The sequence below is a fragment of the Rhodopseudomonas pentothenatexigens genome, assembly GCF_900218015.1.
GTDB lineage: Bacteria > Pseudomonadota > Alphaproteobacteria > Rhizobiales > Xanthobacteraceae > Rhodopseudomonas > Rhodopseudomonas pentothenatexigens.
On sequence record NZ_UFQQ01000024.1, the window covers coordinates 51,741 to 74,665 of the forward strand.

21 protein-coding genes are annotated in these 22,925 nt (G+C 66.7%); 11 read left to right on the top strand and 10 right to left on the bottom strand.

Annotated features, from left to right (window positions below; translation table 11 throughout):
* Positions 1 to 303: 303 nt before the first annotated feature.
* The 4 genes from aceK to DWA33_RS19625 all read left to right on the top strand — a co-directional run bounded on the left by aceK (position 304) and on the right by DWA33_RS19625 (position 6,210).
* Positions 304 to 2,136, top strand: a complete 1,833-nt coding sequence (aceK, locus tag DWA33_RS19610) for a bifunctional isocitrate dehydrogenase kinase/phosphatase (RefSeq protein WP_114360196.1) — start codon at positions 304 to 306, stop codon at positions 2,134 to 2,136.
* A 93-nt stretch (positions 2,137 to 2,229) separates the two neighbouring features.
* Positions 2,230 to 2,973, top strand: a complete 744-nt coding sequence (locus DWA33_RS19615) for a sulfate transporter family protein (protein ID WP_114360197.1) — start codon at positions 2,230 to 2,232, stop codon at positions 2,971 to 2,973.
* Positions 2,974 to 3,544: 571 nt separating this feature from the next.
* Positions 3,545 to 4,516, top strand: coding sequence for an alpha/beta fold hydrolase BchO (bchO, locus tag DWA33_RS19620; RefSeq protein ID WP_244601349.1), 972 nt, complete (start codon positions 3,545 to 3,547; stop codon positions 4,514 to 4,516).
* A gap of 128 nt (positions 4,517 to 4,644) precedes the next feature.
* Positions 4,645 to 6,210: a S10 family peptidase gene (locus DWA33_RS19625; protein WP_114360221.1), complete on the top strand. Its 1,566-nt coding sequence runs from the start codon at positions 4,645 to 4,647 to the stop codon at positions 6,208 to 6,210.
* A 125-nt stretch (positions 6,211 to 6,335) separates the two neighbouring features.
* Here DWA33_RS19625 and nth read toward each other — a convergent pair whose 3' ends face one another.
* Positions 6,336 to 7,118 carry an endonuclease III gene (nth, locus tag DWA33_RS19630; RefSeq protein ID WP_114360199.1) on the bottom strand — a complete coding sequence of 261 codons (783 nt, stop codon included), beginning with the start codon at positions 7,116 to 7,118 and terminating at the stop codon, positions 6,336 to 6,338.
* 22 nt (positions 7,119 to 7,140) lie between these two features.
* On the opposite strand from nth, the gene DWA33_RS19635 reads away from it, so the two are divergent.
* The 3 genes from DWA33_RS19635 to gpmI all read left to right on the top strand — a co-directional run bounded on the left by DWA33_RS19635 (position 7,141) and on the right by gpmI (position 10,205).
* Positions 7,141 to 7,656: a DUF2244 domain-containing protein gene (locus DWA33_RS19635; RefSeq protein WP_114360200.1), complete on the top strand. Its 516-nt coding sequence runs from the start codon at positions 7,141 to 7,143 to the stop codon at positions 7,654 to 7,656.
* Between the two features lie 51 nt (positions 7,657 to 7,707).
* Positions 7,708 to 8,604, top strand: coding sequence for a methylated-DNA--[protein]-cysteine S-methyltransferase (locus DWA33_RS19640; protein WP_114360222.1), 897 nt, complete (start codon positions 7,708 to 7,710; stop codon positions 8,602 to 8,604).
* Between the two features lie 86 nt (positions 8,605 to 8,690).
* A complete protein-coding gene (gene gpmI / locus DWA33_RS19645) occupies positions 8,691 to 10,205 on the top strand; it encodes a 2,3-bisphosphoglycerate-independent phosphoglycerate mutase (protein WP_114360201.1) in 1,515 nt (504 codons plus the stop codon).
* Between the two features lie 81 nt (positions 10,206 to 10,286).
* Here gpmI and dapB read toward each other — a convergent pair whose 3' ends face one another.
* The 7 genes from dapB to dnaK form a co-directional block, all read right to left on the bottom strand.
* A complete protein-coding gene (gene dapB / locus DWA33_RS19650) occupies positions 10,287 to 11,102 on the bottom strand; it encodes a 4-hydroxy-tetrahydrodipicolinate reductase (RefSeq protein WP_114360223.1) in 816 nt (271 codons plus the stop codon).
* A 94-nt stretch (positions 11,103 to 11,196) separates the two neighbouring features.
* Complete coding sequence (locus tag DWA33_RS19655; protein WP_114360202.1) at positions 11,197 to 11,505, bottom strand: DUF1330 domain-containing protein; 309 nt, start codon at positions 11,503 to 11,505, stop codon at positions 11,197 to 11,199.
* A 25-nt stretch (positions 11,506 to 11,530) separates the two neighbouring features.
* Positions 11,531 to 12,244 carry an orotidine-5'-phosphate decarboxylase gene (gene pyrF, locus DWA33_RS19660; RefSeq protein ID WP_107353915.1) on the bottom strand — a complete coding sequence of 238 codons (714 nt, stop codon included), beginning with the start codon at positions 12,242 to 12,244 and terminating at the stop codon, positions 11,531 to 11,533.
* 7 nt (positions 12,245 to 12,251) lie between these two features.
* The gene (locus DWA33_RS19665; RefSeq protein ID WP_114360203.1) at positions 12,252 to 12,833 is read right to left on the bottom strand and encodes an NADPH-dependent FMN reductase; all 582 of its coding nucleotides are present in this window, start codon (positions 12,831 to 12,833) and stop codon (positions 12,252 to 12,254) included.
* Positions 12,834 to 12,938: 105 nt separating this feature from the next.
* Positions 12,939 to 13,544 (bottom strand): class I SAM-dependent methyltransferase, encoded by a 606-nt coding sequence (locus tag DWA33_RS19670; RefSeq protein WP_114360204.1) that lies wholly within the window; start codon positions 13,542 to 13,544, stop codon positions 12,939 to 12,941.
* A 95-nt stretch (positions 13,545 to 13,639) separates the two neighbouring features.
* Positions 13,640 to 14,779, bottom strand: coding sequence for a molecular chaperone DnaJ (gene dnaJ, locus DWA33_RS19675; protein ID WP_114360205.1), 1,140 nt, complete (start codon positions 14,777 to 14,779; stop codon positions 13,640 to 13,642).
* A 128-nt stretch (positions 14,780 to 14,907) separates the two neighbouring features.
* Positions 14,908 to 16,803, bottom strand: coding sequence for a molecular chaperone DnaK (gene dnaK / locus DWA33_RS19680; RefSeq protein ID WP_114360206.1), 1,896 nt, complete (start codon positions 16,801 to 16,803; stop codon positions 14,908 to 14,910).
* Between the two features lie 335 nt (positions 16,804 to 17,138).
* On the opposite strand from dnaK, the gene DWA33_RS19685 reads away from it, so the two are divergent.
* Positions 17,139 to 18,080 (top strand): hypothetical protein, encoded by a 942-nt coding sequence (locus DWA33_RS19685; protein ID WP_114360207.1) that lies wholly within the window; start codon positions 17,139 to 17,141, stop codon positions 18,078 to 18,080.
* 114 nt (positions 18,081 to 18,194) lie between these two features.
* Here DWA33_RS19685 and grpE read toward each other — a convergent pair whose 3' ends face one another.
* Positions 18,195 to 18,812: a nucleotide exchange factor GrpE gene (gene grpE / locus DWA33_RS19690; protein ID WP_114360208.1), complete on the bottom strand. Its 618-nt coding sequence runs from the start codon at positions 18,810 to 18,812 to the stop codon at positions 18,195 to 18,197.
* A 91-nt stretch (positions 18,813 to 18,903) separates the two neighbouring features.
* Positions 18,904 to 19,992: a heat-inducible transcriptional repressor HrcA gene (gene hrcA, locus DWA33_RS19695; RefSeq protein ID WP_114360209.1), complete on the bottom strand. Its 1,089-nt coding sequence runs from the start codon at positions 19,990 to 19,992 to the stop codon at positions 18,904 to 18,906.
* A 150-nt stretch (positions 19,993 to 20,142) separates the two neighbouring features.
* On the opposite strand from hrcA, the gene rph reads away from it, so the two are divergent.
* Genes rph through hemW form a run of 3 tightly spaced genes read left to right on the top strand, consistent with a single transcriptional unit; the run spans position 20,143 to position 22,687 of the window.
* On the top strand, positions 20,143 to 20,856 hold the full coding sequence (rph, locus tag DWA33_RS19700) for a ribonuclease PH (RefSeq protein ID WP_114360210.1): 714 nt from the start codon (positions 20,143 to 20,145) through the stop codon (positions 20,854 to 20,856).
* 51 nt (positions 20,857 to 20,907) lie between these two features.
* Complete coding sequence (gene rdgB / locus DWA33_RS19705) at positions 20,908 to 21,540, top strand: RdgB/HAM1 family non-canonical purine NTP pyrophosphatase (protein ID WP_114360211.1); 633 nt, start codon at positions 20,908 to 20,910, stop codon at positions 21,538 to 21,540.
* A complete protein-coding gene (hemW, locus tag DWA33_RS19710; RefSeq protein ID WP_114360212.1) occupies positions 21,530 to 22,687 on the top strand; it encodes a radical SAM family heme chaperone HemW in 1,158 nt (385 codons plus the stop codon). Before rdgB ends, hemW begins: the two co-directional genes overlap by 11 nt.
* The last annotated feature ends 238 nt before the right edge of the window (positions 22,688 to 22,925 follow it).

Genomic DNA, 22,925 nt, shown 5'->3' on the forward strand with positions numbered 1-22,925 from the left:
GATATTGGAAGCCCAAAGACGTTACGCCGGACAGGCTGGACATCGCACTGTTGCTCGTCCGGGCTTCGCCGCTAACCGGCCGAGTTCGGTCGATCGGACCGCTCGCTCGCAATCCTGCCGCCCCGGCAGAACGTCGCATCCGTCTTTCGGTAGGGAGTGTTTTGCGTCAGATCACGCTTCGAGGGGCCAAAGCCTCCCATGATGGCGGGATCGCCCCGGTGGTTCGGTCCGGCGGCCGGCCGAGAGGCCGGCGCTGACGGGCGGCCGGAGGCGCAGAACGACGAGATGCGCTGACCCGACGCTATGACCGCCCCCGTTTCCCACACCCGTGCCCGACCGCTCGGCGCCGCCGAGATCGAGCACGCCACGCGGATCGCCGAGCCCGACTTCGACCTGCTCGACGCGCTGTATCGCACCGACGACCCGGACGACCAGGCCCGGCTGCTGGCGCGGGTGGTGCTGTCGGCGTTCGACAATTACTACACGGTGTCGCGGCGGATTCCGGCGCTGGCGCAGTCCGCCTTCGAGGCGCGCGACTGGCCGGTCACGGTGCGGCTGTCGAAGACCCGGATCGGGCTGTACACCGCCTGCATCGACCAGCTGGTGCCGCTGCTGAAGGCCGGGCTGCCGGAGCTGGCCACCGACGAGCAGCTCTGGCCGGCCGCGGAGGCCGAACTGCTGGCCGGGATCGAGGGCCGCTACGAGGCCGATTTCGCGTTCGCGTTCTGGCAGTCGCTGCGCCGCAAGCTGGTCAGCGACGAATGGCGGCCGGTGTCCTACGACGCCGGCGCCACCGCGCGGCGCACCGCCTCGCCCGCCGCGGTGCTGAAGACCACCACCACGACGCTGCCGATCACCGCCGAGGTGATCGCCGGGATCCTCGACGACGCCGGCTTTCGGGTGCGGTGGCGCGACCGCGACGGCGATGCGGCACTCGCCGCGCAGGCGATCGCGGCGGCGCTGGAGCCGCTCGGGCCGCGGCCCGGCGAACCGGTGAAGATCGAAATCGCCGACTCCGGGTTCTTCCGCAACCGCGGTGCCTGCCTGGTCGGCCGGATCAAACTGCGCGATCGCGGCGACATGCCGATGCGCAACCTGCCGCTGTTGATCGCGCTGCTGAACGAGAAGGACGGACTGGTCGTCGACGCGGTGCTCACCGACAGCGACGAGCTGCAATACGCGTTCTCCTCGACGCTGGCGAACTACCACGCCACCAATCCGCGCTACCACGAACTGGCCCGGCTGCTCCACGAGCTGATGCCGAAGCGGCCGCTCGGCACGCAATATTCCTGCATCGGCTTTCATCACCTCGGCAAGGTCGCGGTGATGACCGAGATCCTGGCCGAGCACCGCAGGACCAAGGAGAAGCTCGCCACCGCGCCCGGCTTCAAGGGCACGGTAGCGATCGCCTTCACGATGCCGTCCTCGGCCTACGTGCTGAAGATCATCCGCGACCACCCGACCGACGACTACAAATTCGATTATTTCGACGGCCTCGACGAAGTGCTGCGCAAGTACAATCTGGTGCACGAGATCGACCGCGCCGGCTCGATGCTCGACAACATCATCTACTCGAACGTAAAGCTCGACCGCGCGATGTTCGCGCCGGAGCTGCTCGACGAGTTGCTGGAAGCCGGGATCGGCACGGTGACGCTCGATCGCGACGCGCTGGTGTTCCGGCATCTGATCGTGCAGATCAAACTGACGCCGCTGCCGCTGTATCTCGCCAACGCGTCCGCGGCGGAAGCCCGCACCGCGGTGATCAATCTCGGCGACTGCATCAAGAACAACGCCGCGGCCGACATCTTCAACAAGGATCTCGACGGCCGCAATTACGGGGTCAGCCGCATCCGCAAAGTGTATCTGTTCGATTACGACGCGGTGGAGCCGCTGACCTCGGTCACGGTGCGCCGCGACGGCGCCGTGCCCGGCGAATTCGAGAACGGGATGGTGTTCCGGCCGCCGGAGATGCTGGAGGGGCTGCGGATCGATGATCCCGGCCTGCGCCGCGCCTTCCGCGACGCGCATCCCGAGCTGATGCAGGCCGACTATTGGGAAGACCTGCAGCGCGCGCTGCGCGACGGCAAGGTGCCGAAGGTGATGAATTATCCGGCGTCGCGGCGGCTGCGGCGGTAGGAGCCGCACACCCGGGGCTCGTTCGTGGCCCTTGCCGAATATCGGCGCGGTCTCTACCTGTTCGGGGCTGTTTTTCGGGACGAGGACGCCGCCATGCTCGACGCCGCCTTCAAGGCGCTGACCCAAATTCTGTCGCCGCCGATGCGCTCGATCCTGTGGCGTTCGGTCGGCTTTGCGCTGGCCTTGATCGCGGTGGCGGCGATCGGATTGCAGCGGCTGCTGAGCTGGGCGGCCACATCGAGCGAGCTTTGGGCCGAGGCGGCGCTGGGCGGCTTCCAGACCCCGCTGAATATCCTGTCCTGGGTGCTGTCGATCGCCGCCGGGCTCGGCATCGTGGTCGGCGCGGTGTTCCTGATGCCCGCCGTGACCTCGCTGGTCGCCGGCATTTTCGTCGACGAGGCCGCCGAGCACGTCGAGCGCGCATCCTATCCGCACGAAACTCCAGGCGTCGCGCTGCCGATCGGCCTCGCCACCTGGGAGACGGCAAAGACCGCGCTGCTGACCATCCTGGTCTACCTGGTGGCGCTGCCGTTCCTGTTCGTCGCGGGCGCCGGCGCGATCGTGTTCTTCGTCGCCACCGCCTGGCTGCTCGGCCGGGAATATTTCGAGCTCGCCGCGATGCGCTTCCGCCCCGCGCCGGAAGCCAAGGCGATGCGGCGCGACAACGCCACCACGGTGTTCATCGGCGGCCTGATCATCGCCGCCTTCGTGTCGATCCCGATCGTCAACCTGGCGACGCCGTTGTTCGGCATGGCGTTCATGGTGCATCTGCACAAGCGGCTGTCCGGATCGCGGCCGGAAGTGCTCGCGCCGGATCGGCGCAGTATGTTGCGCTGAACCGCACGCAGATGCGCCGGACCTTATTCGCTGCGCGGCGCGCTGCGCAGTTTTCGGCGAACCGCGGAGGACACCTCCTGCACCGCACCGCCGACGATCATCATCAGAAAACTCGCAAGGTGAGACATCTTCATCGCTGAGCACTCCTCGGCAGGCCACCGCGCCATATCGGGTACCGAACATCCTCTCGGTTGAACCTGGACCGGATCGCGACGTTCCAAGCTGCGCTTGAAGTATCAATTAGTTTGCGTGCGGCGGATACACGAAAGAACCCGTGTCGCTGCATCCGTCGACTCGATGTCGGCTGTGCCTGACACATCGCGTCAACGTTGCACGACGCCGACGTGAGTAGTTGCGTCGACTGTCGCGCGCCCTTGACGAATCACTGTCAACCACGCGCCGCATGCGGTGGAGCTGTTAGTTGCGCCGCGCCGAGGATACCCGGCACATCTGCACTGATTACCTTTCTGCGCCTATAGAGCGTGAAAGTGATTCGCCGAAGGAACTCTCCGGTGGGTCGGCATTTGTCTGGATGCGCCGCGATCTTCCGGCGCCAAGGAGACGATCAGCTTTGGTCCCTCATCCGGCGCGCGATCCACTTCACACCTCATCGACCACGGCGATCGTGACGCGGCTGCCGCACCCCAAGCCTGACTGGGAGCGCGACGGCCACGACTGGCCGCACCGGGCGAGCAGCCGCTTCGTGGAAACAGCCGGCCTGCGCTGGCACGTCCAGCAGATGGGCCGCGGCCCCGTCGTGCTGCTGCTCCACGGCACCGGCGCGGCGACGCATTCGTGGCGCGACCTGGCGCCGCTGCTCGCCGCGCACTTCACGGTGGTCGCACCCGATCTGCCCGGCCACGGTTTCACCGCAACGCCCGCGCGCGAGCGGATGTCGCTCGAGGCGATGGCGCAGGATCTGGCCAGCCTGCTGCGCACGCTGGGACATCGTCCGCTGCTGGTGGCCGGTCATTCGGCCGGCGTCGCCGTGCTGGCGCGGATGTGTCTCGACGGTGCGATCGCGCCGGCCGGACTCGTCAGCCTCAACGGTGCGGTCCTGCCGATCGGCGGCCGGGCCGGGCGCTGGATGCTGCCGCTGGCGCGGCTGTTGGCAGCGAACGCGATGGTGCCGAGGCTGGTGGCGCGGTTCGCCCGCACGCAAGGCATGGTGGAGCGAATGATCATCGACACCGGCTCGACGCTGCACCCCGTGGGAGTCGAATATTATCGGCGTCTGGTATGCAGTCCGGGTCACGTTGCGGCGGCGCTGACCATGATGGCGAGCTGGCGGCTGGAGCGGATCGCCGATCAGCTGCCGCACCTCGTACCGGGCCTGCTGCTGATCGCCGGCAGCAACGACAAGACCATTGCCTCGACCGATGCCGAGCGGGTGCAGGCGATGGTCCCCGGCGCCCGCACCGTGATCATGCCCGGGCTAGGCCATCTCGCCCACGAGGAACGCCCGCAGGACGTCGCCGGCCTGATCGTCGAGTTCGCCCGCGAGCGCGGCGTGCTGCCGCCGGCGCTCGCCGCGGCGGAGTGACGCTGCTGGCGGCAGCGGCCGCAGCGTCGCCAAACTGACGCAGTCCTGCGCTCAGACTCGGTCCCGACCATTTCAAGCCCCATGCCCAACGCCGCGGTGAAGCCGCGGCGTTGCCGAAGGAGATGTCGATGCCGCTGTCGCCCCGGTCCGCCGTGACCGCCACGTTGTTGATTGCAGCACTGGCGCTGCCGCAGCTCGGCTTGAGCGCCGTCGCCCAAGAGGCGCGGCCCGCAGCACCGCACGCCGATCGGGCCAAATCAGCGGCCGACCAGACCGACACAGCCGCGACTAAAGCCGAGCCCTCACCGGCTCGCGCCGAGCTCAATAGCCTGCCGCCGGATGTCACCACCAAGCACAGCCTGGCGCTGCCGGGCCGCACCCTGGCGTTCACCGCCACCGCCGGCTCGATCCGGCTGTACAATGGCAAGGGTGAGCCGCAGGCCGACATCGCCATCACCGCCTACAAGCTGGACGGTGCAGATGCACGCACCCGTCCCGTGACGTTCCTGTTCAACGGCGGCCCCGGCGCATCCTCGGCGTGGCTGCAGCTCGGCGCCGCCGGCCCGTGGCGGCTGCCGATCGGCAACAGCGTGGTGGCGTCTTCGCCGCCGGTGCTGCAGGCGAACGCCGAGACCTGGCTCGACTTCACCGACCTCGTCTTCATCGATCCGGTCGGCACCGGCTACAGCCGCTTCGTCGCCAGCGGCGACGAGGTACGCAAGCATTTCTATTCGGTCGACGGCGACATCTCGGCGATGGCGGTGGTGATCCGGCGCTGGCTGGAGAAGAACGACCGGCTCGCTTCGCCGAAATATCTGGCGGGCGAAAGCTATGGCGGCATCCGCGGGCCGAAGGTGGTCGACAACCTGCAGACCAAGCAGGGCATCGGCGTCAACGGCCTGATCCTGGTCTCACCGGTGCTCGACTTCCGCGACCTGTCCGGTTCCAGCCTGCTGCAATATGCGGCGCGGCTGCCGTCGATGACCGCGGTGGCGCGGCAGCAGAACGGCAAGGTGACTCGCGCCGACCTCGCCGACGTCGAGAGTTACGCGCGCAGCGAGTTTCTCACCGACCTCGTCAAGGGCGAGGCCGACAGAGAAGCGACCACGCGGCTCGCCGACCGCGTCGCCGCGCTGACCGGCATCGACAGGACCGTGAGCCGGCGGCTCGCCGGCCGGCTCGATACTCGCGAATTCCAGCGCGAGTTCGACCGCGAGCACGGCCGCGTCACCGGGCGGTTCGACGGCGCCAAGCTCGGGCTCGACCCGTTTCCGGATTCCAGCTCCTCGCATTTCGGCGATCCGTCTGCGGATTCGCTGATCGCCCCGCTGACCAGCGCGGCGATGCAGCTGACTCGCTCGAAGCTGAATTGGAAGCCCGATGGTTCGTATGAACTGCTGAACGGCTCGGTCGCCGAACAGTGGGATTTCGGCCGCGGCCGGCAGCCGCTCGAATCGACCACGCAGCTTCGCGAAATTCTCAGCGTCGATCCGACCCTGCAGGTGCTGGTCACCGGCGGCCTGTTCGATCTCGCCGCGCCTTATTACGGCACCCAGATCGTGCTCGATCAGTTGCCGCCGACGTTGGCCGAGAAGCGGGTGAAATTCGTCGTCTATCCAGGCGGCCACATGTTCTACGCCGACGACGCATCGCGACAGGCGCTGCGCGATGAAGTGAAGGCGATGATGAAGTAGTTCGACGCGGTCTCGTCATTGCGAGGAGCAAAGCGACGAAGCAATCCAGGTCACGCTTCGCGGCCTCTGGATTGCTTCGCTTCGCTCGCAAGGACGGACGGGGCTCGGACGCAGGACAGTCCGAACTAACTCACCGTCTTCTCCGGCCAGCGGCACAGATCGTTGATCAGGCAGACCTCGCAGCGCGGCTTGCGCGCGAGGCAGGTGTAGCGGCCGTGCAGGATCAGCCAGTGGTGGGCGTGCTGCATGAATTCGGCCGGGATCACCCGCTCGAGTTCGAGCTCGACCGCCAGCGGGGTATCGCCCGGCGCCAGCCCGGTACGGTTGCCGACGCGGAAGACGTGGGTGTCGACCGCCATGGTCGGCTGGCCGAACGCCATGTTCAGCACCACATTGGCGGTCTTTCGGCCGGCGCCGGGCAGCGTCTCGAGTGCCTCGCGGGTGTTCGGCACCTCACCGCCAAAGTCGGTGATCAGTTTTTGCGACAGCGCAATCACGTTCTTCGCCTTGGTGCGAAAAAGCCCGATGGTCTTGATGTACTCGCGCAGCCGCTCCTCGCCGAGCGCCAACATCTTCTGCGGCGTGTCGGCGACCGCGAACAGCGGCCGCGTCGCCTTGTTGACGCCGGCGTCGGTCGCCTGCGCCGAGAGGACGACCGCGACCAGCAGCGTGAACGGGTTGAGGTGTTCGAGTTCGCCCTTCGGCTCCGGGTTGGCCTCGGCGAAGCGGCTGAACGCCTCGTGCACTTCGGCGGCGCTCCAGCGACGGGGGGACTTGCCGCGGCGGGGCGCCGCCTGCTTGGCCGCCGGTTTCGGCTTGGCGGTGATGGCGCGCTTGGCGGATTTGGCAGGGGGCGTCGCAGGCGTCCTGGCGGCCGGCGCGGGGGGGCGGCGGGTGGTTTTCGGCATGGATGAGGTATAATATTCCGCTATGGCGACAGAACCTGATCTTGGTCCGGATTCGAGAGAGCCGAAACTGTTTTCGGCGCGGCTGAAGCCGCACCGTGCCTTGAGTCACAACGGATTTCTGATCCTGATCGGGCTGATCGGCACCGTGAGCTTCGCGGCCGGGCTGGCGTTCTGGATGATGGGCGCCTGGCCGGTGTTCGGATTCTTCGGGTTGGACGTGCTGGCGCTCGCCATTGCGTTCAGGGTGAGCTTCGCCCGCGCCCGCGCCAGCGAGGAGATCTCGATGACCTGCAGCGAACTGCGGGTCCGTCGCACCTCGGCGCGCGGCGAGGTGGCCGAATGGGTGTTGAACCCGCTCTGGGTGCGGCTGGAGAAGATCGTCCACCACGAGGCCGGGATCGAGCGGCTGTATCTGGTCTCCTCGGGGCGCCGGCTGGCGATCGCCGGCTTCCTCGGTGCCGAGGAAAAGGCCAGCTTCGCCAATGCATTGATGGCGGCGCTGGATGCCGCGCGGCGCGGTCCCTTGTACCAGCCCTGAAGGTCAGGAAATCGGGTGGCGGCAGGCGCCGCGATCGGTAACATCGGCGGTATGATGAACCTCGCCATTGCCGACCACCACCCCGTCAAACCCGGCGCCCGCGATTCCGCGCTGGCGGATTACGACTGCGTGCGGCGCGCCATCGCCTTCATCTCGCAGAAGTGGAAGGCGCAGCCGACCATCGAGGCGATCGCCGACGCCGCCGGCCTGACGCCGGACGAGCTGCACCATCTGTTCCGGCGTTGGGCCGGGCTGACGCCGAAGGCGTTCATGCAGGCGCTGACGCTGGACCATGCCAAATCGCTGCTGCGCGATTCCGCCAGCGTGCTCGACGCCGCGCTGGCATCCGGCCTGTCCGGGCCGGGCCGGCTGCACGATCTGTTCGTCACCCACGAGGCGATGTCGCCAGGTGAATGGAAGGCCGGCGGCGCCGGGCTCGGCCTGCGCTACGGCTTCCATCCGTCGCCGTTCGGCACGGCGGTGATCATCGCGTCGGACCGTGGTCTTGCCGGTCTCGCTTTCGCCGATCCCGGTGAGGAGCAGGCGGCGCTGGTCGATCTGCAGCAGCGCTGGCCGCGCGCGGTTTGCGTGCCGGATCAGGACACCACCGCACCGCTGGCGCAGCGGATCTTCGATCCAGCGCAGTGGCGCGCCGAGCAGCCGCTGCGGGTGGTGCTGATCGGCACCGATTTCGAAGTGCGGGTGTGGGAGACGCTGCTGAAGATCCCGCTCGGCAAGGCGGTTTGCTATTCGGACATCGCCGCCAACATCAGCCTGCCGAAAGCCTCGCGCGCGGTCGGCGCAGCGGTCGGCAAGAACCCGATCTCGTTCGTGGTGCCGTGCCACCGCGCGCTCGGCAAAGGCGGCGCGCTCACCGGCTATCATTGGGGGCTGACACGCAAGCAGGCGATGATTGGCTGGGAAGCGGGACGACTCGGGGCCGAGTGAACCGCAGGGCCGATTGACGGGGGCGGGTGGCGACCATAGGTGTGGGGTGCGCTGAGGCGCCCCCCACACCCAGGAAAGTCGTTGCCATGCAGTCCCGTCGCCCCGTTATGCTCGTGATTCTCGATGGTTGGGGGTGGCGCGAGGACCCGGCCGACAACGCCGTGCTGCAGGCCAAGACTCCGACCTTCGACGCGCTCTGGAGCAACGGCCCGCATGCGTTTCTGCGCACCTCCGGCAAATCGGTCGGACTGCCGAACGGCCAGATGGGCAATTCCGAGGTCGGCCATCTCAATATCGGCGCCGGCCGGGTGGTGATGCAGGATCTGCCGCGGATCAGCGACGCCATCGCCAGCGGCGAGATCGAACGCGCGCCGGGGCTGGTGGCGTTCATCGAGAAATTGAAGGCCAGCGGCGGCACCTGCCATCTGATGGGCCTGGTGTCGCCCGGCGGCGTGCATTCGCACCAGGACCACGCCTGCGCACTGGCCGGGATCCTGACCAAGGCCGGCGTGCCGACGGTGTTGCACGCATTCACCGACGGCCGCGACACGCCGCCGAAATCCGCGGTCGACGACATCGTGCGGCTGCGCGCCGACCTGCCGGCCAATGTGCCGATCGCCACCGTCAGCGGCCGCTATTATGCGATGGACCGCGACAACCGCTGGGAGCGCGTCTCCAAGGCCTATGGGGTGATCGCCGACGCCGACGGACCGCGGTTTGCGGACGCCGATGCGGTGATCGCGGACGGCTATGCGGCCGGCGTCAATGACGAATTCATCGTGCCCGCCGTCGTCGGCGACTATCAGGGCATGCGCGACGGCGACGGCGCGCTGTGCTTCAACTTCCGCGCCGACCGGGTGCGCGAAATCCTTGCCGCCTTGCTCGACCCCGCTTTCGCGGGCTTCCAGCGCAAGCAGGTGAAGAAGATCGCGGCCGCCGTCGGCATGACGCAGTACTCTACCGCGCTCGATGCGCTGATGGGCACGATCTTCCCGCCGCAAAGCCTGGTGAACGGTCTCGGCCAGGTGGTCGCCGACGCCGGCCGGCATCAGCTCCGGATGGCGGAGACGGAGAAGTATCCGCACGTCACGTACTTCCTCAATGGCGGCGAGGAGGTGCCTTACCCGGGCGAAGATCGCATCATGGTGCCGTCGCCGAAGGTCGCGACCTACGATCTGCAGCCGGAAATGTCGGCGCCCGAGCTCGGCGACAAGGCCGTCGCGGCGATCGAATCCGGCAAGTACGACCTGATCGTTCTCAATTTCGCCAATCCGGACATGGTCGGCCACACCGGCAGCCTGCCGGCGGCGATCAAGGCGGTGGAGACCGTCGACACCCAGCTCGGCCGCATCGTCGCGGCGATCCGCAAGGCCGGCGGCGCACTGCTCGTCACAGCCGACCACGGCAATTGCGAGATGATGCGCGATCCGGAAACCGGCGGCCCTCACACCGCGCACACTACCAATCCGGTGCCGGTGCTGCTGGTCGGCGACAACGGCCCACTGGCCGACGGCCAGCTCTCCGACCTCGCCCCGACGCTGCTGAAGCTGATGGAACTGCCGCAGCCGGCGGAGATGACCGGCAAATCGTTGATCGGTTAGGATTGATCGAGCGCAGAAGCGCTGCGAGGGCGGGCCAAATGGCCCGCCTTGGGAATGACGCTCAACTAATCGACTCGGACTTCAGATGTCGCCGAGGCCGAGCACGTCTGCCATCGAATACAGGCCGGGCTTCTTGCCCTTGGCCCAGCGGGCCGCCGTCAGCGCGCCGTGGGCGAAGATCATGCGGTCTTCGGCCTTGTGGGTGAGTTCGATTCGTTCCGAGGCGCCGGCGAAGATCACGGTGTGATCGCCGGTAACGGTGCCGCCGCGCAGCGATGCGAAACCGATGTCGCCGGGCTTGCGGGCGCCGGTGAAGCCGTCGCGGCCGCGCGCCGAATGAGTGGCTAGGTCGATCTTACGGCCGGCCGCCACCGCTTCGCCGAGCAGCAGCGCCGTGCCGGACGGCGCATCGACCTTGGCGCGGTGGTGCATCTCGACGATCTCGATATCGAAGCTGTCGTCGAGCGACTGCGCCACCCGCTTGGCGATCGCCGCCAGCAGATTGACGCCGAGACTCATGTTTCCGGACTTCACCACCACGGCACGATTGGTGACGCTCTGGATCACCGCGTTGTCGGAAGCCGACAGCCCGGTGGTGCCGATGATGTGGGCGATGCCGCGTTGCGCCGCGATCGCCACGTTGGCGATGGTGGCCTGCGGCACGGTGAAGTCGACGATGCCGTCGGCATTCGCCGACAGCGACCACAGATCGGCCGACAGCAGCACACCGTTGGCGGACAGACCCGCGAGGGTGCCGGCATCCTTGCCGAGCAGTTCGGAGTTCGGCGACTCTAGGGCGCCGGTCAGCACCAAGCCCTCGGTCTCGCTGATGGCCCGGGTCAGCGCCCGGCCCATCCGGCCGCCGGCTCCGGCAACGATCAGGCGCATATCGGACATCGGCTCAGCATCCTTGTTCAAGGCCGCGGTATAGCCGCCGGCCCCGCGTCCGGCAACTTACCGAGCGCTCCGGCGGTGGCGTTTCGTCCAAAAGTCAGGACGGCTGCGGCCCGTCATAACCCTCAATAATCACCAGCTCGCCCTGCGCGAATGGCGACCGCGCCTTGATCAACGCCTGATACTCCGGCGAGTGATAGCAGGCGAGCGCGGTTTCGTAGTCCTTGAATTCGATCACCACGTTGCGCGACCGCGCCGGCCCTTCATTGGCCTCGAACGCACCGCCGCGCACCAGGAACTTGGCGCCGTATTTGGCGAACACTGCACCGTTATGGGCGACGTAGTCGCGCTTGTAGCCGTCGAGGTCATGCACGTCCATGCGCGCCACCCAGTAGCCCTTGGCCATCTCAAAGCTCTCCCTTTGTCGTTCGTTATGATCCGCGTGCAGCGGTGATCTCGGCAACGATCGCATCCGCAGCGGCCTTCGGATCGGGCGCGTCCAGCACCGGGCGGCCGACCACCAAATAGCTGGCGCCGGCAGCGATCGCCTTGGCGGGCGTCATGATCCGCTTCTGATCGCCGGCCGCGGCACCTGCGGGGCGAATGCCCGGCGTTACCAGATCCATCTCGGGACCGACGATGCCGCGCAGATGCGCGGCTTCTTCCGGTGAACAGACCAGGCCGTCGACGCCGATCGCCTGCGCCTGGCGGGCACGGGCTTCGACCAGATCGCGCACGCCGAACCGATAGCCAGCGTCCGCCAGATCGCGGTCGTCGTACGAGGTCAGCACGGTGACGGCGAGGATCTTCACCTTGGAGGAGCCGCGGGCTTCGACCGCCGCCTTCATGGTCTGCGGATAGGCATGGACGGTGAGGAAGCTGGCACCGAGATGGCTCAGGCTTTCGACACCGCGCGCAACCGTGTTGCCGATGTCGTGCAGCTTGAGGTCGACGAACACCTTCTTGCCGGCGCCGACCAGCGCGCGGGCCAGCGGCAGTCCGCCCGCATAGGCGAGCTGATAACCGATCTTGTAGAAGCCGACGCTGTCGCCGAGCCGGTCGACCATCGCTTCCGCGACACGAATATCGGGCAGATCGAGCGCGACGATCAGCCGGTCGCGGTCAGGGGTGTCGGCTGGCGCCATCAACTCGTTACCTCATCATCTGCTGGGCGAAATCGATCAGTTGCCGCACCATCGCCTGCAGGGCGGCGATATCGGCCGGATGCTTCAGCCGGTCGTTGTCGTCATAGGCCTCGTGGGCGAACGACAGCGTCAGCTGATTGGGAATCACCGGCGCGCGGCAGCCGGACAGGATCAGCCGTAGCGCGGCAAGGCAGCGCGCGCCACCGAGCTTGCCTTCGGACGCCGCGGCCAGCGCGAAGGCGCGGTCGCGAAACACCTGGCCCTGGGTCTCGTGCGGATCTTCGACCCGCGACACCCAGTCGATTGCGTTCTTAAGCAGCGGCGGCGGCGCCGAATTGTATTCCGGACTGACGATCAGCGCGCCATGGTGGGCGCCGATCATCCGCTTCAGGCCGACCGCGTTCTTCGGCACGCCGGACTTCGCCTCGAAGTCGGCGTCGTAGATCGGCAGCGCGTAGTCGGCGAGCGACAGCCAGGTGGTATCAATGTCGGCGCGAGCGAATTCATGGGCAGCAGCGGCCGCCAACCGGACATTGTGCGAGCCGGTACGGAGCGAGCCGGGAATTATCAGGATCTTGACCGCGGACATGGCCCGGTATCCCCCAGCATGCCGCCGCGATCAAGGGCACGGGGACGATCTCGGGCCGGACGCTGTCGGATGATTCAGAGGGCTGTCGGGGAAACGCCGTGGCGCTCAGCGCTTGCGGTAAACCCAGACCCGGGCGGGCGGGACGTTCATCCAGATCCGTTCGGAGCCCTCGGTCGAGACGCCGGGCAGCGATTTCGGAATCGGAGGCGCGACCGAATAGGTGAACTGCACGAACGGCGCGCCGGGCTCGAGCAGGGTGAAGGCATCGCGGACCAGTTTCATCCGCGTCAGCATCGGCTTGGTGACCAGCGGCAGGCCGGACACGACCGCGGTGGCCGGGACATCGAGCGCGTCCCACAGCGAGTCGCGCAGCCGGTAGGCGTCGCCTTGCACGACCTTTGCGAGCGGGAAGCGCTCGCGCAGCAGCGCGCAGAATCCCGGATCAAATTCGAGCAGAACCAAACGCTTCTGATCGACGCCGTGCTCGACCAGAGCGTTGGTGATGGCGCCGGTTCCGGGGCCGAGTTCGATCACCGGGCCGTCGGATGCAATGTCAACGTAGCGCGCCATGGTCCGGGCGAGCAGGCGGCCCGATGGCATCACCGCGCCCATGTGCAGCGGCTTTTCGATCCAAGAGCGCAGAAACCTGACCTCGTCGTCCAGCGGACGGGGCGGCTTCTTCAACGCACGAACGGACGACTGCAAAGCCATTCAGCTACCAACCGGGGAAAAACGCGGCCCAGTGTCAAATTTTTGTTACATCCACAAGTATAGGCCGCACCCGGACCGGTCAAGTTAGACGACCGTCAGGGAGCGCTGGCGCGGGAGCCAAAGAATTCCTTGACCTTGGAGAAGAAACCCACCGCCTCGGGCTGAGTTTCACCGGAGGACAATTTTTCGAACTCCGCCAGCAGTTCCTGCTGCTTCTTGGTGAGGTTCTGTGGCGTTTCGACGACTACCTGGACATACATGTCGCCGATCTGCCGCGAACGCAGCACTGGCATGCCCTTTCCGGCGATGCGGAATCGCCTGCCGGTCTGAGTGCCCGACGGCACTTTGACCTTGGTCTTGCCGCGGTCGATGGTGGGCACTTCGAACTCGCCGCCGAGTGCCGCCGTTACCATCGAGATCGGCACCCGGCAATGCAGGTCGGCGCCGTCGCGCTGGAAAATGGCGTGGTTGGCGAGCGACAAGAAGATGTAGAGGTCGCCGGGCGGACCGCCGCGGAGGCCGGCTTCACCTTCGCCGGCAAGCCGAATCCGGGTGCCGTCCTCGACGCCCTGCGGAATGTTGACCGACAGCGTCCGCTCCTTGGTGACGCGGCCGGAGCCGGTGCAGGACGGACACGGATCTTCGATGGTCTGACCCCGGCCCTGGCAACTCGGGCAGGTGCGCTCCAGCGTGAAGAAGCCCTGGGCCTGGCGGACGCGGCCGGCACCGCCGCAGGTCGAGCAGGTCTTGGGCTTGGTGCCGGCCTTGGCGCCGGTGCCGGAGCACGCTTCGCAGGTGACCGAGACCGGAATTTCGATCTGCGCGGTCTTCCCCTTGAAGGCATCCTCCAGGGTGATTTCCATGTTGTAGCGCAGGTCGGCGCCACGCTCGCGGCCGGTGCCGCGGCCGCGCTGCGACGCCATGCCGAACAGGTCCTCGAAAATGTCGGAGAAAGACGAAGCGAAGCCTGTGCCGAACCCGGCGCCGCCGCCGAAGCCACCCTGCTCGAACGCGGCATGCCCGTAGCGGTCGTAGGCGGCGCGCTTGTCGCCGTCCTTGAGGACTTCGTAGGCTTCGTTAATCTCTTTGAACTTGATCTCGCACTGCGGGTCGCCCGGATTGCGGTCCGGGTGCCACTTCATAGCGAGCTTGCGGAAGGCGCTTTTCAGCGTCGAATCGTCGGCGCTGCGCTCGACTTCGAGGGTTTCGTAGTAGCAACGCTTGGTGGTGGACATAGCAACGCTTTCAATTGTCATGGCCGGGCTCGACCCGGCCATCCATCAATTCGGAAAGATGGACCGCCGGATCAAGTCCGGCGGTGACGGTGTTGCACGATGCGATCGGCATGGCGGAGCGTTCGCCGTTATGCCGACTTCTTCTTGTCGTCGTCGACTTCGGTGAACTCGGCGTCGACCACGTCGTCCTGACCGGGCTGCTGCGGCGCGGCGCCGCCTTCGGCCTGCTTGTACATCGCTTCGCCGAGCTTCATCGAAGCCTGCGCCAGCGTGTTGGTCTTGGCCTTGATCGCCTCGGCGTCGTCGCCCTTCAGCGCTTCGCGCAGATCGCTCAGCGCGTCTTCGATGCTGCGGCGTTCGCCTTCGTCGACCTTCGAACCGTGCTCGGCGAGCGCCTTCTCGGTGGAGTGAACCAGCGCGTCGGCGTGGTTCTTGGCGTCGACCGCCTCGCGGCGCTTCTTGTCCTCGGCCGCATTGGCCTCGGCGTCCTTGACCATCTTGTCGATCTCGGAATCGGACAGACCGCCGGAAGCCTGGATGCGGATCTGCTGCTCCTTGCCGGTCGCCTTGTCCTTGGCCGAGACGTTGACGATGCCGTTGGCGTCGATGTCGAACGTCACTTCGATCTGCGGCATGCCGCGCGGTGCCGGCGGGATGCCCATCAGATCGAACTGACCGAGCATCTTGTTGTCGGCCGCCATTTCGCGCTCGCCCTGGAAGACCCGGATGGTGACCGCGTTCTGATTATCTTCGGCGGTCGAGAACACCTGGCTCTTCTTGGTCGGAATCGTGGTGTTGCGATCGATGATCCGGGTGAACACGCCGCCCAGCGTTTCGATGCCCAGCGACAGCGGGGTGACGTCGAGCAGCAGCACGTCCTTGACGTCGCCCTGCAGCACGCCGGCCTGGATCGCCGCGCCGATTGCAACGACTTCGTCCGGGTTGACGCCCTTGTGCGGCTCCTTGCCGAACAGCTGCTTCACCACTTCCTGGACCTTCGGCATGCGGGTCATGCCGCCGACCAGCACCACTTCACTGATCTCACCGGCGGTGAGGCCGGCATCCTTCAGCGCTTTGCGGCACGGCTCGATGGTCTTCTGCACCAGGTCGTCGACCAGCGCTTCGAACTTGGCGCGGGTCAGCTTCATGGTCAGATGCTTCGGACCGGACTGGTCCGCGGTGATGAACGGCAGGTTGATCTCGGTCTGCGTCGTCGACGACAGCTCGATCTTGGCCTTTTCGGCGGCTTCCTTCAGGCGCTGCAGCGCAAGCTTGTCCTTGCGCAGGTCGATGCCCTGCTCCTTCTGGAATTCGTCGGCGAGGTAGTTGACCAGACGCATGTCGAAGTCTTCACCGCCGAGGAAGGTGTCGCCATTGGTCGACTTCACCTCGAACACACCGTCACCGATCTCCAGGATCGAGACGTCGAAGGTGCCGCCGCCGAGGTCGTACACCGCGATGGTGCCGGTCTTGGCCTTGTCGAGACCGTAGGCCAGCGCGGCCGCGGTCGGCTCATTGATGATGCGCAGCACTTCGAGGCCGGCGATCTTGCCGGCGTCCTTGGTGGCCTGGCGCTGGGCGTCGTTGAAGTACGCCGGAACGGTGATGACGGCCTGGTCGACCTTCTGGCCGAGATGCGCTTCCGCGGTCTCCTTCATCTTCTGCAGGATGAAGGCCGAGACCTGCGAGGGCGAATAGGTCTTGCCGTCGGCTTCGACCCAGGCGTCGCCGTTGGAGGCTTTGACGATCTTGTAGGGGACGAGGCCCTTGTCCTTCTCAACCATCGGGTCGTCGTAGCGGCGGCCGATCAGGCGCTTGACTGCGAAGAAGGTGCGCTCGGGATTGGTGACCGCCTGGCGCTTCGCCGGCTGGCCGACCAGACGCTCGCCATCGTCGGTGATCGCAACGATCGACGGGGTCGTGCGCATGCCCTCGGCGTTCTCGATGACCTTGGCAGACTTACCATCCATTACGGCGACGCACGAATTCGTCGTGCCGAGGTCGATACCAATGACCTTTCCCATGGTGCTCACTTCCTTCTTTTTGCGGCGAGTTGGACGGGCCCTGACGGCGCACCGGTCCAAACCCCCTAAGAAAATTCAATTGCTCGCGATTTGGCGGCGGTGAGCCTGATATAGGAGGGGGGGTCGGGTCCGCAAGGACCGCGACGGGGTTTCGATAACGAAAACACGGGCTTTACGAATCGTTACGAAACGCCGGCAAAGCCTGCTGCAGCGCGGCTTGCCGGGTCGGCGCGCGCGGCGCATCATCGGCGCTTGCCGACCGCGCGATCCGGCCCGCCGGCCGATCGACGCCCCAACCAAACAACGGCCTCAATGCAGCCCCAGGACAACTCGCCATGAGACAGATAGCGCGCCTGTTTGCGATTGCCCTGCTGTCGGCCGCCGCGACCCACGCCGCCGCCGCCGACACGGTTTACCCACGCGGCATCCGGGTCGGCATCGTGCCGATGCCGGGGCTGATCCAGGCCACGACTTTCTTGGGCTTCGAATCCGACGACCACGGCGTCAAGGTGCTGGTCTCGGAATTGCCGGGGCCGGCGTTCGACAAGATCGACGCCGCCTTCAAAGCAGCGCCCGAAGGCTCGCTCGGCAACGTCAAGCCGGAGAAGATCGAGACTCCCGCCGGCAGCGGCTACTTCACTGCCGAGGACGCCGTGGTCGGCCCCGACAAGGTCCGCCGCTACTCGATGATCGTGCCCGGCAGCAAACTGTTTTCCGGGTACGTCGCGGTGCAGGTCGCCGCGGTCAAGTCGGAGACTTATTCCGACGAGGCGGTCAAGAAGATGCTGTCGTCGGTGTCGGTGCGCCAGCAGGTGCCGGTCGACGAACAGGTCGCCGAAATGACGTTCAAGGTCCGCGACCTCGGCGACTTCAAGACGGTGCGGACGCTTGCGCCCGGCGTCGCGCTGCTTCTGACCGACGGCAACGAGGAGGCGGTGGAAACCGGCCCGTTCATGGTGCTCGGGCTGATCGGCTCAGTGCCGGAGAAGACCGACGACCGCGCCCGCTTCGCGCAGCAGGCGGCCGAGGCGATCCCCGGCCTGCGTGACGGCAAGATCACAATGTCCGAGCCGATCCGGATCGACGGATCGGCCGGCTTCGAGACACGGATCAACGGGGTCAGCGGCAAGGACAATACGCCGGTGACCGTGGTGCAGTGGCTGCGCTTCGGCGGTGCCAATGTGGCGATGCGGGTGATCGGCTCGTCGCCGAAGGATCAGTGGGCGACGGCGTTTCCGCGCTTTCGCAAGGTGCGCGACGGTCTGCAGCCGCGTTGATCCACGCAAGAACGACGCGCGAAACCGCGCGCCGTTTGTTTGTCTCGGATCGAGCCCCTCTCAGACCAAGTGTTGAGGCCGGCGAGCGGCACGGCCCAATCCGCCAGACGGATATCAGCCGGCCGTATCGCCGCCGCCTTCGCTCGGCGCAGCCTTGGCGCCACCCTTGGCGACCCCGACCAGCGCCGGACGCAGCACGCGCTCGCCGATCATGAAGCCGGCCTGCACCACCTGCACCACGGTGCCGGCGGGCACCGATGGATCCGGCACCTCGTACATCGCCTGCTGGAAGTTCGGATCGAACTTCTGGCCCTTCGGATCGAACTTCTTGACGCCGTTCTTCTCCAGCGCGTTGAGCAGCGACCGCTCGGTGAGTTCGACGCCCTCGATCAGCGCCTTGAGGCCCGGCTCGGCGTTGGCACGGGCCTCCGCCGGCACCGCGTCGAGCGCGCGCTGCAGGTTGTCGGCAATGTCCAGAACGTCACGCGCGAACGACGTCACCCCATAGGTGCGCGCGTCGGCGACTTCCTTCTGGGTCCGTTTGCGCAGATTCTCCATCTCGGCCAGCGTGCGCAGCATCTTGTCCCGCGCGTCCGCAGCCTCGCGCACCAGCGCCTCGTTCGATCCTTCTTCCGGGTCGTCCGGCATGATGTACGGCTTGGAAACGACCGGATCGGCGGCGGCCTGCGCCGTGTCCTGGTTGTTGTCCTTCTGTCCATCAGTCTCGGTCATCACGCTACCTTCTTGAAAAATCGTCTGGATCGTTACGGGAGAGTTGGCCGGGATATCGTGGTTCGCGGCGCGAAAATCAAGTTTCTGAAAATCAGCCCCCGAGCATCCGGCTGACGATCCGTGCGGTGTAATCGACCATCGGGATCACTCGCGCATAGTTCAGCCGCGTCGGGCCGATCACGCCGAGCACGCCGACGATGTGACCGGCGCCGTCGCTGTAGGGCGCGATGATGGTCGACGAGCCCGACAGCGAGAACAGCTTGTTCTCCGAGCCGATGAAGATCCGCACCCCGTCGGCGCTTTCGGCGCGGCCGAGCAGATCGATCACGCCGCGCTTGGTCTCGAGATCGTCGAACAGCAGCCGCACCCGCTCCAGATCGTCGAGCGCGTGCAGGTCTTCGAGCAGATTGGCATGGCCGCGCACGATCAACTGCCGGTCCTCGCCGTCGCCGCCCGACCAGTTGGCGATTCCCGCCGAGATGATCTTCTGGGTGAGCTGATCCAGCTCGGCCTTGTTCTGGACCATCAGCGATTCGAGCTCGAGCCGGGCTTCCGCGAGCGTCCTGCCGCGAATCCGGGCGTTGAGATAATTGGTGGCCTCGACCAGCGCCGACGACGGCACCCCGGGCGGCAGCGTCAGCACCCGGTTCTCGACCTGGCCGTCTTCGGCCACCAGGATCACCAGCGCCCGCTCAGGCTCCAGCCGGACGAATTCGATGTGCTTGAGCCGGACATTGGCCTTCGCGGTCAGCACCACCGCGGCCGCCCGGGTCAGGCCCGACAGCCGCGTCAGCGCCTCGCCGAGCGCGGCTTCCACCGTATGGGCGCGCCCCACCGACGAAAGCTGCGCCTGGATCGACTGCCGCTCCGGCTCGGTGAGGTCGCCGACCTGCATCAGCGCATCCACGAAGAACCGCAGACCGAGCTCGGTCGGCAGCCGGCCGGCCGAAGTGTGCGGGGCGTAGATCAGGCCGAGCTGTTCGAGGTCGGCCATCACATTGCGCACCGAGGCGGGCGACAGCGGAACGGAAATCAGACGGGAAATGTTGCGGGAGCCCACCGGCTCGCCGGTCGCCAGATAGCTTTCGACGATCTGACGAAAAATCTCCCGCGAGCGCTCGTTGAGCTGGGCCAGGCCGGCATTGGGGGCGATCAGGCCGATCGGGTCGTGCTGAACCAAATTCTCCTCCGTGGTCCGCTTAATTTGTCGTCGCCCGGGCCCCGTTACAAGCGGCGAGCGCGGGGTTGCGGCCCGCAACCCTTGCCGCTACGGCCGCGGCCCCCTAAAAGCACCGCAACATTGATTTCCCCGCAATAGATGGAGGTCCCCATGCGGCCGAGCCGCCGTGCGCCGGATGAACTGCGCGCCGTGTCGCTGGAACGCGGCGTCGTCAAATATGCCGAGGGCTCCTGCCTGGTGAAGTTCGGCGATACCCATGTGCTGGTGACCGCCACCCTGGAAGAGCGGCTGCCGCCGTGGCTGAAGGGCCAGGGCCGCGGCTGGGTGACAGCCGAATACGGCATGCTGCCGCGCGCCACCCTGGAACGCACCCGGCGCGAAGCCTCGGCCGGCAAGCAGAACGGCCGCACCGTCGAGATTCAGCGCCTGATCGGCCGCTCGCTGCGCACCATCGTCGATCTCGAGGCGCTGGGCGAGCGCCAGATCACGGTCGATTGCGACGTGCTGCAGGCCGACGGCGGCACCCGGACCGCCTCGATTACCGGTGCCTGGGTCGCACTCGCGGACTGCCTGAACTGGATGAAGGCCCGCAACATGATCAAGACCCAGGTGCTACGCGACAATGTCGCGGCGATCTCCTGCGGCATCTACAACGGCACGCCGGTGCTGGATCTCGACTATGCCGAGGATTCAGAGGCCGAGACCGATGCCAACTTCGTGATGACCGGCGACGGCCGGATCGTCGAGGTCCAGGGCACGGCCGAAAAGACGCCGTTCTCGCAGGACGAGTTCCTGGCGCTGATGGCACTGGCGCAGAAGGGTGTCGCCCGGCTGGTAGATCTGCAGAAAATGGCGGTGGGGTGAGTCATTCCTGCCACCTCTTCGCAACGCGAGCTGAGCTAGGCTGACATCGTCATGCACCGTCGAATCACCGGCAAGCTCGTGATCGCCACCCACAATCCCGGCAAGCTGGCCGAGATGCGGGAGCTGTTGGCCCCTTACGGCATAGAGGCGATCTCCGCCGGTGAGCTCGGCCTCGCCGAGCCCGACGAGACCGGCGACAGCTTTCAGGCCAATGCCCGGATCAAGGCCGAGGCGGCCGCCAAGGCCGCGCAACTGCCGGCGTTTGCCGACGATTCCGGACTGGCAGTCGATGCGCTCGGCGGTGCCCCGGGAATATATTCCGCACGCTGGGCCGGCGAAACTAAGGACTTCGGCGCTGCCATGGCGCAGATCGAACGGCTGCTGCAGGAACGCGGCGGCACCGCGGCGGAGCGGCGCACTGCGCATTTCGTGTCGGCGCTGTGTATCGCCTGGCCCGATGGGCACGTCGAGGAGGTCGAGGCGCGCGCCGATGGTACTTTGGTGTGGCCGCCGCGCGGCACCGCCGGCTTCGGCTACGACCCGGTCTTCCTGCCCGATGGCCACAGCCGCACCTTCGGCGAGATGACCAGCGTCGAGAAGCACGGCCTGCCGCCGCTCGGCCTCGGCCTGTCGCATCGCGCCAAGGCGTTCGTCAAACTGGCGGAGATCTGCCTTGCGGGCTAGCTCCGACCCAGCTTTCGGCGTCTATGTGCACTGGCCGTTCTGCCTGTCGAAGTGCCCGTATTGCGACTTCAACAGCCACGTCCGCCATGCCGCGATCGACGAGGCGCGGTTCGCCCGCGCTTTCGCGCGCGAGATCGCCACCACCGCAGAACGGATCGGTCCGCGCCAGGTGAGCTCGATCTTCCTCGGCGGCGGCACCCCATCGCTGATGCAGCCGTCGACGGTTGCGGCGATCCTGGACGCGATCGCGCGGCACTGGCAGGTCGCGCCCGACGCCGAGATCTCGCTCGAAGCCAATCCGACCAGCGTCGAGGCGACCCGGTTTCGCGGCTACCGGGCGGCCGGCGTCAACCGCGTGTCGCTCGGCGTGCAGGCGCTCGACGACGCCTCGCTGAAGGCGCTCGGACGATTGCACTCGGCCGAAGAGGCCTTGAATGCGGTGGCGATCGCCAAGTCGGCCTTCGACCGCTACTCGTTCGACCTGATCTATGCGCGGCCGGGACAGACCGCGGCGATGTGGGAAGCCGAACTGCGCTACGCGATCGGCGAGGCCGCCGAGCATCTGTCGCTGTATCAGCTCACCATCGAGCCCGACACGCCGTTCTATTCGCTGCACAAGGCCGGCAAGCTGCCGACGCCGGACGAGGCCGAGGCGCGGGCGCTGTACGACGTCACCCAGTCGGTCTGCGCCGAACTGGGGCTGCCGGCCTACGAGATCTCCAACCACGCCCGCCCGGGCGCGGAATGCCGGCACAATCTGATCTACTGGCGCGGCCAGGAATATGCCGGGATCGGCCCCGGCGCCCATGGCCGGCTCGATCTCGGCAGCGCGCGCTACGCCACCGCCACTGAAAAGCGCCCCGAGAGCTGGCTGATGCGGGTGGAAGCCACCGGCCACGGCCTGATCGCCGACGAACGCCTCACCAGCGAAGAGCGCGCCGACGAATTCCTGCTGATGGGGCTGCGGCTCGCCGAGGGCATCGATCCGCAGCGCTATCAGCTATTGTCCGGCCGCCCGCTCGATCCGTCGCGGATCGCATTGCTGCGCGAAGAGGGCGCGATCGCGGTCGATGCCGACGGCCGCCTGCGGGTGACGCAGGAGGGCTTTCCCGTGCTGGACGCGGTGGTGGCGGATCTCGCCGCCTGACCCCGTCGCTGCGACGCCCGCTCAGGCACCGACCTTGAACTAGAGCGGCTCATCGTTTGATTGAAACGATCCGACGTTTCCGAAGGCACTGAGTCCTCATCCTGAGCAACCATTAGATCGGGGCAGATTTAGCGATCCAAGGAGTGCCGCGGGCGACGACTGTGTTGATGAAGATAATCAGCTTACGGGCGCAGGCGACCAAGGCGAGCTTGTGTGGTTTACCCCTGGCGGTCAGCGT